General features: G+C 38.3%; 13 protein-coding genes. 11 read left to right on the top strand and 2 right to left on the bottom strand.

Features of this window, described 5'->3' with window-relative positions:
- Positions 1-18: 18 nt before the first annotated feature.
- The 10 genes from EW15_RS08590 (at position 19) to EW15_RS08545 (ending at position 12,544) form a co-directional block, all read left to right on the top strand.
- Positions 19-1,926 (top strand): DNA-directed RNA polymerase subunit gamma, encoded by a 1,908-nt coding sequence (locus EW15_RS08590; RefSeq protein WP_038654154.1) that lies wholly within the window; start codon positions 19-21, stop codon positions 1,924-1,926.
- A 44-nt stretch (positions 1,927-1,970) separates the two neighbouring features.
- Positions 1,971-6,080, top strand: coding sequence for a DNA-directed RNA polymerase subunit beta' (locus EW15_RS08585; RefSeq protein WP_038654152.1), 4,110 nt, complete (start codon positions 1,971-1,973; stop codon positions 6,078-6,080).
- Positions 6,081-6,145: 65 nt separating this feature from the next.
- Positions 6,146-6,298, top strand: a complete 153-nt coding sequence (locus tag EW15_RS08580; RefSeq protein WP_038654151.1) for a high light inducible protein — start codon at positions 6,146-6,148, stop codon at positions 6,296-6,298.
- Complete coding sequence (rlmN, locus tag EW15_RS08575) at positions 6,295-7,374, top strand: 23S rRNA (adenine(2503)-C(2))-methyltransferase RlmN (protein ID WP_038654150.1); 1,080 nt, start codon at positions 6,295-6,297, stop codon at positions 7,372-7,374. Before EW15_RS08580 ends, rlmN begins: the two co-directional genes overlap by 4 nt.
- 30 nt (positions 7,375-7,404) lie before the next feature.
- Positions 7,405-9,156 carry a sodium:solute symporter family protein gene (locus EW15_RS08570; protein WP_038654149.1) on the top strand — a complete coding sequence of 584 codons (1,752 nt, stop codon included), beginning with the start codon at positions 7,405-7,407 and terminating at the stop codon, positions 9,154-9,156.
- Positions 9,157-9,371: 215 nt separating this feature from the next.
- On the top strand, positions 9,372-10,181 hold the full coding sequence (locus tag EW15_RS08565) for a HEAT repeat domain-containing protein (RefSeq protein ID WP_038654147.1): 810 nt from the start codon (positions 9,372-9,374) through the stop codon (positions 10,179-10,181).
- A 91-nt stretch (positions 10,182-10,272) separates the two neighbouring features.
- The gene (locus EW15_RS08560) at positions 10,273-10,476 is read left to right on the top strand and encodes a DUF2997 domain-containing protein (RefSeq protein ID WP_038655468.1); all 204 of its coding nucleotides are present in this window, start codon (positions 10,273-10,275) and stop codon (positions 10,474-10,476) included.
- Positions 10,476-10,868 (top strand): DUF1257 domain-containing protein, encoded by a 393-nt coding sequence (locus EW15_RS08555; protein WP_038654145.1) that lies wholly within the window; start codon positions 10,476-10,478, stop codon positions 10,866-10,868. The genes EW15_RS08560 and EW15_RS08555 overlap by 1 nt, the downstream gene beginning before the upstream one ends.
- Before the next feature lie 15 nt (positions 10,869-10,883).
- Positions 10,884-11,303 carry a ferredoxin gene (locus tag EW15_RS08550; RefSeq protein WP_038654143.1) on the top strand — a complete coding sequence of 140 codons (420 nt, stop codon included), beginning with the start codon at positions 10,884-10,886 and terminating at the stop codon, positions 11,301-11,303.
- A gap of 14 nt (positions 11,304-11,317) precedes the next feature.
- Positions 11,318-12,544 carry an aldo/keto reductase gene (locus EW15_RS08545; protein ID WP_038654141.1) on the top strand — a complete coding sequence of 409 codons (1,227 nt, stop codon included), beginning with the start codon at positions 11,318-11,320 and terminating at the stop codon, positions 12,542-12,544.
- Here EW15_RS08545 and rsmG read toward each other — a convergent pair.
- Positions 12,541-13,287 carry a 16S rRNA (guanine(527)-N(7))-methyltransferase RsmG gene (gene rsmG / locus EW15_RS08540; protein ID WP_038654134.1) on the bottom strand — a complete coding sequence of 249 codons (747 nt, stop codon included), beginning with the start codon at positions 13,285-13,287 and terminating at the stop codon, positions 12,541-12,543. The genes EW15_RS08545 and rsmG overlap by 4 nt on opposite strands.
- Before the next feature lie 77 nt (positions 13,288-13,364).
- On the opposite strand from rsmG, the gene EW15_RS08535 reads away from it, so the two are divergent.
- Positions 13,365-13,805 carry a J domain-containing protein gene (locus EW15_RS08535; protein WP_038654126.1) on the top strand — a complete coding sequence of 147 codons (441 nt, stop codon included), beginning with the start codon at positions 13,365-13,367 and terminating at the stop codon, positions 13,803-13,805.
- A 59-nt stretch (positions 13,806-13,864) separates the two neighbouring features.
- Here EW15_RS08535 and bioA read toward each other — a convergent pair whose 3' ends face one another.
- Positions 13,865-15,163, bottom strand: a complete 1,299-nt coding sequence (bioA, locus tag EW15_RS08530) for an adenosylmethionine--8-amino-7-oxononanoate transaminase (RefSeq protein ID WP_038655465.1) — start codon at positions 15,161-15,163, stop codon at positions 13,865-13,867.
- Between the last annotated feature and the right edge of the window lie 26 nt (positions 15,164-15,189).

The raw sequence follows: 15,189 nt of genomic DNA, 5'->3' as shown, positions 1-15,189 counted from the left end.
CAAACACACCAATCTCTCATGACTAATAGCAATCTACGTACGGAAAATCATTTTGATTATGTAAAAATAAAATTAGCCTCGCCTGAAAGAGTAATGGAGTGGGGACAAAGAACTTTGCCTAATGGTCAGGTCGTAGGGGAAGTAACTAAGCCAGAAACAATAAATTATCGAACACTTAAGCCTGAAATGGATGGATTGTTTTGTGAAAAGATTTTTGGTCCGTCAAAGGACTGGGAATGTCATTGTGGGAAATATAAGAGGGTTAGACATCGTGGAATTGTTTGTGAGAGGTGCGGTGTTGAAGTAACAGAAAGTCGGGTAAGGAGACATAGAATGGGATTTATTAAATTAGCGGCTCCAGTATCACATGTTTGGTATTTAAAAGGCATTCCTAGCTATGTAGCTATTTTGTTAGATATGCCTCTCAGAGATGTTGAGCAAATTGTTTACTTTAATTGTTATGTCGTGTTAGATATTGGAGATAGTAAAGATCTAAAATATAAGCAGCTACTTACAGAAGATGAATGGCTTGAGATTGAAGACGAAATTTATGCTGAAGATTCAACTATTCAGAATGAACCGATAGTTGGCATAGGTGCAGAGGCCTTAAAGCAATTACTTGAAGATTTAAATTTAAAAGAAGTTGCTGAGCAATTACGAGAAGAAATTGCTACGAGCAAAGGTCAAAAAAGGGCTAAGCTTATAAAAAGACTAAGAGTAATAGATAACTTTATTGCTACAAGTGCAAGCCCAGAATGGATGGTGTTAGATGCGATACCTGTAATACCGCCTGATTTGAGGCCTATGGTGCAATTAGATGGGGGTAGATTCGCTACCTCAGATTTAAATGACTTATACAGAAGAGTAATCAACAGGAACAACCGTCTAGCTCGTCTTCAGGAAATACTAGCTCCAGAAATAATAGTCAGAAATGAAAAAAGGATGCTTCAAGAGGCTGTAGATGCGCTTATTGATAATGGTAGAAGGGGAAGAACTGTTGTTGGCGCAAATAATCGACCCTTGAAATCGTTAAGCGATATTATCGAGGGTAAGCAAGGTAGATTTAGGCAGAATTTGCTTGGGAAAAGAGTTGATTATTCAGGTCGCTCGGTAATAGTAGTTGGCCCCAAGTTGAAAATGCATCAATGTGGATTGCCAAAGGAAATGGCGATAGAGCTTTTTCAGCCTTTTGTAATTCATCGATTGATTCGCCAGAATATTGTCAATAACATCAAAGCTGCAAAAAAATTAATACAGAAAGCAGATGATGAAGTAATGCAGGTATTACAGGAAGTCATAGATGGTCATCCTATCCTGCTCAATCGTGCTCCTACTTTGCACCGATTAGGTATCCAAGCTTTTGAGCCTAAATTAGTTGCTGGACGAGCTATACAACTACATCCATTAGTATGCCCAGCTTTTAATGCTGATTTTGATGGAGATCAAATGGCTGTTCATGTGCCTTTAGCAATTGAGGCGCAAACAGAGGCAAGGATGTTAATGCTAGCTAGTAATAATATTCTTTCCCCTGCAACTGGGGATCCAATAGTTACCCCATCCCAAGATATGGTCTTGGGGTCTTACTACCTAACTGCAATTCAGCCTCAAGCAAATCAGCCGAAGTTCGGAGATTATTCAAATACCTTTGCCTCACTTGAAGATGTTTTACAAGCTCTTGAAGATAAAAGAATAGATTTACATGATTGGGTTTGGGTTCGATTCCCTGGTGAGATTGAGGACGACGAAGAGCTTCAGAAACCTCGAAAGTCAGAGACTTTGAAAGATGGGACTCGTATTGAGGAATGGACATATCGACGCGACCGATTAGATGAAGATGGAAGTTTAATTAGCCGTTATATATTGACTACAGTTGGCCGAGTCGTAATGAACCATACAATTATTGATGCTGTAGCAGCCACCTCATAAACCTTAGAACAAATCCACTTTTTTTTGAATAGTATCTTTTTGTCATGACTTCTTCCTCTCCTAAAACTCGTAAATCCTCTACTAAATCAAAAGCAAAAAGAGGCTCTAAAGCAAAGAAAGCAGCAGAGATGAAAGTAGTCCAAAGACTTTCTAAAACTCCTCCTCCCTTTAGAAATAAAGTAGTTGATAAGAAAGTTTTGAAAAATTTAGTTGCATGGGCATTCAAGCATCATGGAACAGCTGCAACGGCTTCTATGGCAGATAACTTGAAAGATCTTGGCTTTAGATATGCAACCCAGGCGGCAGTTTCAATTTCTGTTGATGATTTAAAAGTTCCAGAGGCAAAACAGGATTTACTCGGTCAGGCCGAAGAGCTAATCACAGCGACAGAGGAATGCTATAGATTAGGAGAAATTACTGAGGTTGAGAGGCATACAAAAGTTATAGATACTTGGACTGAGACCAATGAAAGATTAGTTGATGCAGTTAAAAAGAATTTCAATCAAAACGATCCATTAAATTCAGTATGGATGATGGCTAATTCAGGAGCCAGAGGAAATATGTCTCAGGTCCGTCAGCTTGTTGGGATGAGAGGATTAATGGCTAATCCTCAAGGAGAGATTATTGACTTGCCCATAAGAACTAATTTTAGAGAGGGTCTAACGGTAACTGAATATGTTATTTCCTCTTATGGAGCTCGTAAAGGTCTTGTTGATACTGCTTTAAGAACTGCTGACTCTGGATATTTAACTAGACGCTTGGTTGACGTCGCTCAAGACGTAATTGTTCGAGAAGAGGATTGTGGTACCACGAGATCAATTTTAATTAGTGCAGAAGATGGAAGCTTTGGTAATAGGCTTGTTGGACGCTTGACCTCTGAACAAGTAGTTAATGCAGACCAAGAAGTTTTAGCTGAAAGAGATACTCCAATTGATCCTCAGCTATCTAAGAAATTTGAACAATCACATATTCAAGGTGTGAGGGTTAGATCTCCTCTTACGTGTGAGGCGACCAGATCAGTTTGTCGTAAATGTTATGGTTGGGCGCTGGCGCATAACCAACTTGTTGATTTAGGGGAAGCGGTAGGTATTGTTGCTGCTCAATCTATTGGGGAGCCAGGTACCCAATTAACTATGAGAACTTTCCATACTGGTGGGGTTTCAACAGCAGAAACTGGTGTGGTTCGCTCCACTCTTTCAGGAAAAGTTGAATTTGGTTCAAAGGCACGAGTAAGAGGTTATAGAACACCACATGGTGTTGAAGCTCAGCAAGCAGAGGTTGATTTTAATCTAAGTATTGTTCCGACAACTGGTGGCAAATCTCAAAAAATTGATATACCTATTGGTTCTCTACTCTTTGTAGACAATGGTCAAAATATTGATATGGATATTACTGTCGCTCAGATTGCCAGTGGAACTGTACAAAAAAGTGTTGAAAAAGCTACTAAAGATGTTATCTGTGATTTGGCTGGACAAGTTAGGTATGAAACAATTATCCAACCTAGAGAGGTCACAGACAGGCAAGGTAATATCACTCTTAAAGCACAACGACTCGGTCGACTTTGGGTTCTAGCAGGAGACGTATATAATTTACCTCCTAATGCATTGCCAGTTGTAACTGGCAATGTTTCTGTAAAAGAGGGACAAGTTTTAGCTGAAGCGAGTCAGGCAAGTGAGTTTGGAGGTGAAGTAAGACTCAGAGATTCTATCGGTGACTCTAGAGAAGTCCAAATAGTCACAACTTCGATGACTTTAAATGATTTTAAATTACTTGAAGAGTCAACGCACTCAGGCGAAATATGGCATCTTGAAGCCCAAGATAATACTCGTTATAGACTGAATACTATTCCTGGAAGCAAAATTGGGAATAACGAGGTAATAGCTGAGTTATCAGATGATCGCTTTAAAACTGAAACAGGTGGACTTGTTAAATATGCCCCTGGGTTGACAATTAAGAAAGCTCGTTCTGCAAAGAATGGCTATGAGGTAAGTAAAGGGGGAACTTTGTTATGGATCCCTCAAGAGACTCATGAAATCAATAAGGATATTTCATTGTTAATGATTAAAGATCGCCAATGGATAGAGGCAGGGACAGAAGTTGTTAAAGATATTTTTAGTCAAACTGCAGGAATAGTTACAGTTACTCAAAAAAATGATATTCTCAGAGAAATAATAGTGAGAAGCGGTACTTTTAAACTTTGTAAAGAAAGTAAAGCACTTGATAGATTTGAAGGAGATGGGCAAATAGTGAATCCCGGAGAAACTATCGCAAAAGGGATTAAGACTGATTCAATGGTAATGGTTCAATCAGTTGAGACACCAGAAGGTAAAGGTCTTTTATTAAGACCTGTAGAGGAATTCACGATTCCTGATCAGGCACAATTACCTGAATTAAAGCATGTTAAACAACCTAAAGGCCCATCACTAGGTATAAAAGCATCTCAAAGACTCGCTTTTAAGGATGGCGAACTTATTAAATCTGTTGAAGGTATTGAGTTGTTGAAAACTCAACTGATGCTTGAGACATTTGACACTACGCCACAGATGACAGTAGACGTAGAAGTAACACAAGACTTAAATTCAAAGACTGGTGATAGATTAAAATTAGTAATACTTGAAAGTATTTTAGTCAGAAGAGATACGACATCTGATTCTAGCCATGGATCAACACACACTGAATTACAGATTGAAAACGCTCAAATTGTTGTAGCTGGAGACGTTGTAGCTACAACGCAGATCTTGTGTAAGCAGGAAGGAGTTGTTCAACTCCCTGATGCTGTTGACGGAGATCCAGTCCGTCGACTTATCGTTGAAAGGGATGAAGATACAATAACAATCGATTCAAAAGGAACTACTCTTTTGAAAGTAGGACAAAGAGTAGTAGATGGAGACTTAGTTTCAAAAGATCAATCAATTGGTGCTTGTGGTGAAATAGAAAATATAGATGGAAAGAAAGTTAAGTTGCGTCTTGGTAGACCTTATATGGTTTCACCAGATTCAGTCCTTCATGTTCGTGATGGTGATCTGGTACAAAGAGGAGATGGTTTGGCTTTGTTGGTTTTTGAAAGACAAAAAACAGGAGATATTGTTCAAGGTTTACCGAGGATTGAAGAATTACTCGAAGCTCGGAGACCCAGGGATTCAGCTATTTTATGCAAAAAATCTGGAACAGTAGAAATTAAAGAAGGAGATGACGATGACTCCTTAGTTGTATCTATTATTGAGGAGAATGATGCGATTTCTGAGTACCCGATTTTGTTAGGTCGTAACGTAATGGTAAGAAATAGCCAACAAGTTGTAGCTGGTGAATTCTTGACTGATGGCCCAGTAAATCCACATGAGCTTTTGGAATGTTTCTTTATAGACCTGCGTGATAAAAAACCTTTAATGGATGCAGCTCAAGAGGCTATAGCTAAGCTCCAGCATAGGCTGGTAAGCGAAGTGCAAAATGTTTATAAATCTCAAGGGGTAGCTATAGACGATAAACATATAGAAGTTATAGTTCGGCAGATGACTAGTAAAGTGCGAATAGAAGATGCTGGAGATACAACATTTTTACCTGGAGAGCTGATCGAACTCAGGCAAGTTGAAGATACAAATCAGGCTATATCGATTACTGGAGGTGCTCCATCGGAATTCACTCCTGTATTACTTGGTATTACAAAAGCATCGCTTAATACCGATAGTTTCATATCAGCGGCTTCATTCCAAGAAACAACTCGAGTTCTTACCGAAGCGGCTATTGAAGGTAAGTCTGATTGGCTTCGTGGACTTAAAGAAAATGTTATTATTGGTCGTTTGATACCTGCCGGTACAGGTTTTAGTGGCTTTGTTGAAGAGTTGAATGCTGAAGCAGGTCCTCATCCAGACATTCTTGCAGAAGATCCGGCTGGCTATCGAAGGATACAAAACCTTAGACCTGACTATACTGTTGATATGCCTTCTTCCCCAGTCGCTAAGAATACCTCTGTTTTGGCTGACCCAAGCGAAGAGGATTTAGAGGCAACTAGAAGTAGACATGGAATTGACCCTACAACGAGCAATTTTGCAGCATTTGCGCGTCCAACAGGCGATGATGAATCGCCTGAAGACCAAATGCCAGATCCTGCTGCGTTGGAGGGATTGCAAGAAGAAGGCCTGCTTTCAGATGAATAAATGAATTTTCTACATTACTCTTTCAAACTTTCTAATATTTAGTTCTTCCACTTAAAAGTCCATCGATGATTGATCCACCTGTAGTACCCAAGCGTAAATTACCTCGCTATGGCTTTCATACACATACAGAAAGAGTTAATGGTAGATGGGCAATGATTGGTTTTATTGCGTTAGTTCTTTTGGAATTTAAATTGGGTCATGGCTTAATGAATTGGTGACAAAACTTCCTAAACTATTAAGTAATGCATCCTTGCTTGGCTTAAGTTCGGAAGATCTTCAACAATTTGCCTGTCAGGAAGGTGAAAAGGCTTTTCGTGGCAGGCAAATTCATGAATGGATATATCAAAGAGGAGCAAAAAGCTTAGATTCAATAAGTGTTCTTCCAAAAAAATGGCGAGATTCATTAGAAAGTAAAGGAATTAGGATTGGAAGACTGGACGAAATCAATAGAGTTGTAGCCGAAGATGAGACATTGAAATTATTAATGGGGACTATTGATGGCGAGATTATAGAAACAGTAGGAATACCAACAGATAAAAGACTTACTGTTTGTGTCTCAAGTCAAATTGGCTGCCCTATGGGTTGCAAATTTTGTGCAACTGGGAAGGGGGGGCTTAATAGATCTCTCAATGTCAATGAGATAGTTGATCAAGTGATTAGTGTTAGAGAAACAATGAACAGGAGGCCGACCCATGTGGTGTTTATGGGCATGGGCGAGCCACTCCTAAATATTCGGAATGTTCTAGACTCTATTGAATGTCTTACAAATGATATTGGTATTGGTCAGAGGAAGATAACTGTTAGTACTGTTGGGATACCTAATACTCTTCCAGATTTAGCGAAATTAGCTCAAGACCGTTTAGGAAGAGTTAAATTCACTCTTGCAGTCAGCCTTCATGCGCCTAATCAGACGTTACGTGAATTGATAATCCCCTCGGCGAGTTCATATCCAATTGATTCGTTATTGAAAGACTGTAAAAAATATATAGAACTCACTGGTAGACGAGTAAGTTTCGAGTATATACTTCTGGGTGGTTTAAATGACAAAGATATTCATGCAGAGCAGTTGGCTGATTTGATGAGAGGCTTTCAGAGCCATGTTAATTTGATAGCTTATAATCCAATTGCTGAAGAGAACTTTAAACGACCAAGCCAATTCAGAGTTAATGCCTTTAGAGAGCTATTAGAGAATAGGGGAGTTGCTGTAAGTGTCCGTGCAAGTAGAGGTAGAGATAAAGATGCGGCATGTGGACAATTAAGAAGGCAAACAATCGATAAAATAAGAATTAATTAAGCATGAAATACATATTTCTTTTGGGATCTTATGACATTCATTGATTGGTTTATTCTATTTGTTTATTTGATCTTTTCCTTGATATTAGGAATTTATATCTCTCTGAAAAATCATAATGAAGCAGACTATTTTGTTGCTGGTCGTCGTCTGAATGGATTGCTGGCAGGTATGTCTATGGCTGCAACAACGTTTTCTATTGACACACCTCTTTATGTGGCCGGTATTATTGGGACTAGAGGCTTGGCGGGAAACTGGGAGTGGTGGAGTTTTGGCCTTGCACATGTTGCTATGACAATTATATTCGCGCCAATGTGGAGACGTAGTGGAGTATTGACTGATGCAGCCTTTACTGAATTACGTTATGGGGGGCGTGCAGCAGCTTACTTAAGAGGTATAAAAGCTTTTTTACTCTCAGTTCCAATCAATTGTATTGGGATTGGTTATGCTTTCTTGGCAATGCGTAAAGTGGCTGAATCATTAGGTGCAGTAGATGGACATCTTGTATTTGGACCCTTTACTGACACGATGCTTTTAATGACTTTAGTTGCTTTATTTTTGCTTGTTTATACTGTACTAGGCGGGCTTTGGGCAGTAGTTGTTAATGATTTTGTACAACTAGTATTCGCTATTTTAGGTGCATTTGCTGTTTGCTTTGTCGCACTTGATGCTTCAGGTGGCATGACGGATTTGTTGACAAAGTTAGAGGCATTAGATCGACCCGAGCTGCTTTCTTTATTTCCATGGACATTCAATAAAAATGGTTTCAATTGGTTGGATAGCTCAGGAATAAGTATTACTACTTTTTTCGCTTTTATTTCTTTGCAGTGGTGGAGTTTTAGACGTAGTGATGGTGGTGGGGAATTTATTCAACGTTTATTGGCCACAAAAGATGAAAAACAAGCAACTTTGGCAGGAATAGTTTTTTTAATTGTTAATTATCTTATTCGCAGTTGGCTTTGGATTTTAGTTGGGTTTGCTGGTTTAGTCCTCTTGCCTCAACAAACTGACTGGGAATTAAGTTATCCAAACCTCGCTGTCAAATATTTGCCACCTGTGGGACTTGGATTAGTAGTGGTTTCATTGGTCGCTGCGTTTATGAGTACCGTAAGTACTTCAATCAATTGGGGGGCAAGTTATCTTACTCATGATCTGTATAAAAGATTTGTTAGGCCATCTGCTGGGCCTAGAGAAATGATTTTTATGGGCCAGATTGCAAGTATTTTGTTGCTTCTAATTGGAGTCCTCACGGCTTTATTTAGTAACAGTATTGGTTCAATGTTTAGACTTGTTATTGCAATAGGTACAGGTCCAGGTGCTGTTCTGGTCCTTCGTTGGTTTTGGTGGAGGGTTAATGCTCTAGCGGAACTTTCGGCAATGTTGAGCGGTTTTTTTATAGGATTAATTACCTCAGTTTCGCCTTATTTCATAATTGAAGATTTTGGAAAAAGACTCTTATTTACTACTTCATTTTCAGCTGTAATTTGGCTGCTAACTTTGCTTTTTACTAAGCCAGAGTCAGAAGAGACACTAAATGAATTTGTTAAACAAGTAAAACCCCCAGGCCCTGGTTGGAAAAAAATAAGGAAAACTTTGAATATTGATCCAGTTGACTCTTTTTCAATGCTTGGATCTCGCTTTTTATTAGGCTCAGGAATTCTCTATGGTGGCTTAGTAAGTATCGGAGCTTTCTTGTTACACCAAGAGAGGAGCGCTTGGATTGCACTCTCCATTGCTGTGAGTTGTGCGTTTTTAATCAAGAAAACAAGACTAATAACTCAATAATTTGACCCTTCATAGCCAAATGGTCAAAATTTAGAGCAGAATGAAATTCTAATTCACTTGCAATCTTGGGTTTCTTACGGACAACGCTCTTCCCTATTTTAATTGTTGCTCTTTTTGGTATCGCTTTATTTGCAGTCAGCGCTCGGATATGGCTGCCTGGGGATATGCTTGCACCAGCACCAATTAACTAATCTTGCTCTTCTTCAGTCAGGGCTATGAATGATGCAAATCAAAATTTAAGTAAAGAAGGTTTGGCTAACTTGGCCATAGACCCTGATCTCTTGGCTAGAGAATTAGCTGCTCAGTCAGCTGGAGATACTTTAGATGAACTTGAACTAGATAAAACTGATGAAGATTTAGTGAATTCATCAAAAAAGTGCGATATTGCATTGAAATGGCTTCAATCTGGAAATCAAGAAAGACTTCAAGGCCTGAGAGTCTTTTGTGAACATAGAGATTCCAGAGCTCTTCCATTGTTAGTACCTTTACTTGATGAACCCTCTCCTGTCGTAAGGATGAGTGCTGTTTATGCTTTAGGTAGAAACCCTTGTCCCCAAGCTATCGATCTTCTATTGCATTTACTGAGGTTCGATAGTAACGCTTATGTGCGAAAAGCTACTGCTTGGAGTCTTGGAAATTATTCAAATGCCCCCGTTCTAGAACCTCTGATTAATGCATTAAAAAAAGATGTTGCTGCTGTTCGACTTTGGGCATCCAGTTCTTTAGCAGAGGTTGGCCTTAATTCATTAGAAAGCTCTTTACCAGCAGCAAATCAATTACTTGAAAGTTTGCAAATTGATGGTGAACCAATCGTTAGGAGTAACTGTATTTGGTCTCTTGGTCGCCTTTACATCCATTTGAGTGAGGAAATCAAAATCCACATAGTAGAGGCTTTCATTTCTGTTTTATTGAATGACCGTGAACCTTCTGTCAGGTATGAAGCAAGGACAGCTTTGGAGCAATTGGACAGTCAAGAGGTACAAAAAAAATTAAAATCATTAATTGATGATGGTCAATTGGTTTAATTTTTGGTACAAAAACAATTCGTTGTCATTAATAATTCGCGTTTCTAGAGTTTTTTTCTATATCATGCGTGACTTAGGGCCTCTATCTTTCATGCCACAACGAACATTGCGTTTTAAAATTCGACAAGATGGACGGGTTGAAGAATCCGTTGAGGGTCTTGTTGGTGAAGCATGTATCGATTTGACTGAGAAGCTTGAGGATGCTTTAGGTACCGTCGAGAGAAGAGAACCAACCTCTGATACTTTTCTTCGTGAAAAGGTTCAAAAACAGACTATTTCTGCAGAAATCCACTGATGTCACATTTCAGCACTGTAAAAACCCAACTTCGTAAAAAAGAGTTTCTAAAACAAGCTCTTATTGATTTAGGTTATATCCCTAACGAAGGTGAAAATTTGGTTAGAGGTTATAGAGGTCAAACAGTTAAAGCTCAAATTACTGTTGAGATGAGTAAGGGTGCAGATATTGGATTTCGTTGGAATGAAGGGTCAAAATCATATGAACTAGTAACTGACCTTGATCTCTGGAAACAAACAATACCAATCGAAAGATTTTTAGCTCAAGTCACTCAGCGTTATGCTCTTAATACTGTTCTTAATTCAACAATTAGAGAGGGATTTCAATTATCTGAGCAAAAACAGAATTTAGATGGATCAATAGAACTAGTTGTCACACGCTGGGATTCCTAAGATTTTTTTTGAAAATTGACTTTTGATCCTAGAGCAGCTTTTGAAACTAGGTCTATTGAATATCAGTCCTCAAATGGTATTTATGATCCAAGTCTTGCATTCGAAGCAGCTAATAATGAAGATTTCGAGCTTAGTGGTAGAGATCCTGCCCTGGGAGGGAAGTTAAGGGAAAAAGCTGTTTGGGTTGATGAGAGAAAATGTATTGGCTGTACATACTGCAGCTCGGTTGCTACGAACACTTTTGCAATGGAGCCAGAAGAAGGTAGAGCAAGAGCTTTTAGGCAAGATGGAGATAGTCATGAATTAATACAAGAGGCCATAGATACCTGCCCAGTTGATTGCATAGATTGGGTTTCTTTTGAAGATTTAATTAAATTGAAGGAAGTTATAAAAAATCATAATTTTAGGAATTTAGGGTTACCACCTGTTACTTGATTTGAAAAATATAAGTGGCAAGAAATAAATATAGTAAAAACAATTCAATTCCTAGAAGAAGATTTGGGCGAACTGAGATTCAGATCCCAGTCTTATCTCTGGGAGGGATGCGCTTTCAACAAAGCTGGAAGGATTTAGATTCTAAAGAGATCAATAATCAACAGCAAGACAACTTGCAAAAAATAATTAACCAAGCCGCTAAAAACGGTATGCATCATATAGAAACTGCTCGTCATTATGGCACATCAGAGCGCCAGATAGGCTGGGCCTCCGATCAAATCGAAGACCCAAAAAGAATATTACAAACAAAAGTCCCACCAAATAATGATCCTGTGATATTTGAGCAAGAACTTGAGTTAAGTATGAGTAGATTAGGTTCCAAAAAAATTGATTTATTAGCTATTCATGGTATCAACCTACCTGAGCACTTAGATATGACTATTCGTCCTAACGGATGTCTACAGATTGTTCGTCGTTGGCAAAAAGATGGTCTTATTGGTCATGTTGGCTTCTCAACTCATGCAAACGTTGACCTGATAATTAAAACAATTGAAACAGGATTTTTTGATTATGTTAATTTGCATTGGTATTTTATTCGTCAGGAAAACGAAAGAGCTTTGCAAGCCGCATATGCTAATGATATGGGCGTTTTTATTATAAGTCCTACTGATAAAGGAGGCCATTTACATACACCGTCATTGAAACTTTTAGATTTATGTAGTCCTTTGCATCCAATTGAATTTAATGATCTGTTTTGTTTGAGGGATAAACGAATTCATACATTAAGTGTTGGAGCCTCAAACCCTGAAGATCTGGATATTCATTTAAGTGCGATTTCTAAAATGGAGACCATGCAAGGGGCAATTAATACCATAGAAAAGCGACTTATAAATGCCTCGTATAAGTCGCTTGGAGCGTCATGGTTGACTACTTGGAATATAGGACTCCCCCGTTGGGATCAAACTCCAGGAGAGATTAATATACCTATTTTGTTATGGCTAAATAATTTATTAGAGGCTTGGAATATGGAAAGCTTCGTTAAAGATCGTTATGGTCTTTTAGGGAGAGGAGGACATTGGTTCCCAGGGGAAAATGCAGATTGCTTGGATTGTGAAGTGAGTGAGGATGACTTGAAAAAAGTGTTGATTAATAGCCCGTGGAGCTCTGAAATACCTTTTGTACTGAGAAAATTGAAAGATAGATTAGGGGGAGAAAGAAGGGACAGATTATGGGGGATTTAGTAACCTAAAGGCTGTTTTTTGGGTTTGCCAATTGATCTTGGGTATTGATGGGGACATTTATTAATAGAATTAATCCTAATAATATTTCTAACACCGCGATTGTTAGGGAGTTTAAATTCATGTGTTCTTTGGATCACTGCATTCAGTTCAGCTAAAGCTTTTTTTAGTATTTCTTGCTCTGTTTCACTCCAGCCTCCTTTGAATATGAGCGCTTGACCTGTTGTATTTAAAAAAGGCACGAGATATTCTGCTACTACATTTGCAGAAGCAACTGCTCTTGCAATGGCATAGTCAAAATTACTTCGAAAGGTTGGATCCCTTCCTGCTTTCTCAGCACGTTCGGTTACTACTTTTATACGAGAATCCAATCCAATCTCTTTCGACACTTCTTTCAGAAAAGTTGTTTTTTTACTTGAAGAATCTAAAAGAGTAATATCTGAATTTGGCATTGCTATAGCTATAGCAATGCCAGGAAATCCACAGCCAGAACCAATATCAATATATTTATGAGAAACTTCTGGATATTGAAGTTCTTTATAGAGTGGCAACAAGCTATCGCAGACTTGTGCAGTCCAGAAATCATCCCCATCGACTAAACGAGTAAGGTTGGTCTTCTTATTCCATTCTTTCAGTAACTCTTGCAAATGGATGAATTGAGCTAATTGTTTTTCACTTGGTACCCATTTAAGCTCATCCCATATTATGAGATGATTTGCTGCTCTGTGTTTTTTATCAGTAGACATTTTTAATTGTTTTTGAAATAGTCAGTCCTGAGATATTTAGATAAAATCTATACATTATTAGATCATATTTTTTTTAGTTGACTCCTTCTTCTAATTGTTACGAACTGCTGGGTGTTTCTCCCTCTGCTAATAATGCAGAGCTCAGAAAAGCTTTCCGTCAATTAAGTAAGCGGCTTCACCCGGATACGACATCTTTCCCAAGTGATGAAGCAACAAGGCAATTTCAAAATGTCTGTGAGGCTTATGATTTATTAAGTGATCCTGTCCTAAGGGCAAACTATGACTTGTCTATAGAGAAAGACAATTATCTTATGAGTCAGAATAAAGAACCTTATTTAACAAATATAAAACCTGTACAGTTTTCTAAATCGATAGGAGTAAGGCGACCGTTATCAGGTGGAGAATTGTTTTCACTTCTTCTTTTAATTACCTCTATTTTTTTGAGTCTGGCTTTAGGAGTTTTTATTGCTTTGTTAAGAGGTGGAAACTTGGATTTTACTCCAAGTTGGTTAATGTAAGTTTAATTTTCAGAAATAATTTTATAATTAAGTGATTAGAGTCTTTACAAGAAAAAATCTTAGGATAGAGAATTTAAGCCCTCTTGGATTCCATAATAGCATTTCTCTAATTCTTTGTCTGTGATACATAGTGGTGGCATTAGATAAACTACATCTCCCAATGGCCTAATGAAAACACCAACCCTCAATGCACTTGCTTTCATTATTTTTCCAACTGAACTCAAATACCCTTTATTACCTTTCATTTTAATATTAAAAGCAGCAATGGTTCCTGTGATTCTAGGACATTCAATTCTTGGATCTTTAACTATTTTTTGTAGATGTGGTAGGTGACGTGATTCGAAATCTAAATACTTTTGAGGGGATTTTTCTAAAAGATCTAAGCTGGCATTAGCAGCTGCGCAGCCTAATGGATTCGCCGTGAAACTATGACCGTGCCAAAAGGTTTGCTTTGGATCTTCCCCAAGGAAACCTTCGGAAATCCTTTTGCTTGACATAGTAACTCCCATCGGAAGAAATCCACCGGTTAATCCTTTTGAGAGTGATATAAGGTCTGGCTTTAAACCTGCTCTTTGAAAAGCAAATAGTTCTCCACACCTTCCAAAGCCAGTTAATACTTCATCTGTGATAAGTAGAGAATTTGCATGGCGAATTCTTTTTTCGACTTCTACTAAAAATTCTGAACGAACCATTCGCATTCCTCCAGCTCCTTGCACTAATGGCTCAAGAATTACAGCAATAGTTGGTGTTTTTAGGAGGTGATCAAGAGTTTCTAAAACCTCCTTTTCGCGTCTTTCAAAATCTTCATCGCCCCACCATGTTTCAGGCCAAGGGACTCTGCTAACAGGAAATAGCATTTGATCAAAAGGTTCGCTAAATATATTTCTTTCGCCTACTGCCATAGCTCCGAATGTATCTCCATGGTAGGCACCTTCGAATGCAATGATTTGAGATCTATTGTCCCCTTTATTTTTCCACCATTGACGAGCCATTTTTAAAGCTACTTCTACTGCTGTAGAACCATTATCTGAAAAGAATAACTTTTCTAGACCTGTTAATTTACTAAGTCGATTAGCTAGTAGCTCAGCTTGAGGATGAGTGAAATCTGCAAAGATAATTTGTTCTAATTGTTCTGCTTGAGTTGCGATAGCCTTAGCAATATATTCATTTGCATGACCATGAAGAGTGACCCACCAGCTACTTATGCCATCAATTATTGGAGTTCTGTCTTTAGGAAGTAAAAGGGCATCTTTGGCTTTCTCAACCAATAATTGAGGCTTAGAGGATGTAAGTTGTGTGAATGGTGGCCATATATGAGGATTCTGAATAGTTTGATTTGAATTTTCTGTCTCATTCATCCAATTTAGTTTTCCCTCTTGTTTCA

Origin of the sequence: Prochlorococcus sp. MIT 0801 (assembly GCF_000757865.1) — a bacterium.
Classification (GTDB): Bacteria; Cyanobacteriota; Cyanobacteriia; order PCC-6307; family Cyanobiaceae; genus Prochlorococcus_B.
The sequence above is the reverse complement of the archived record's forward strand: the minus strand, read 5'-3'. Positions and strand labels throughout refer to the sequence as shown.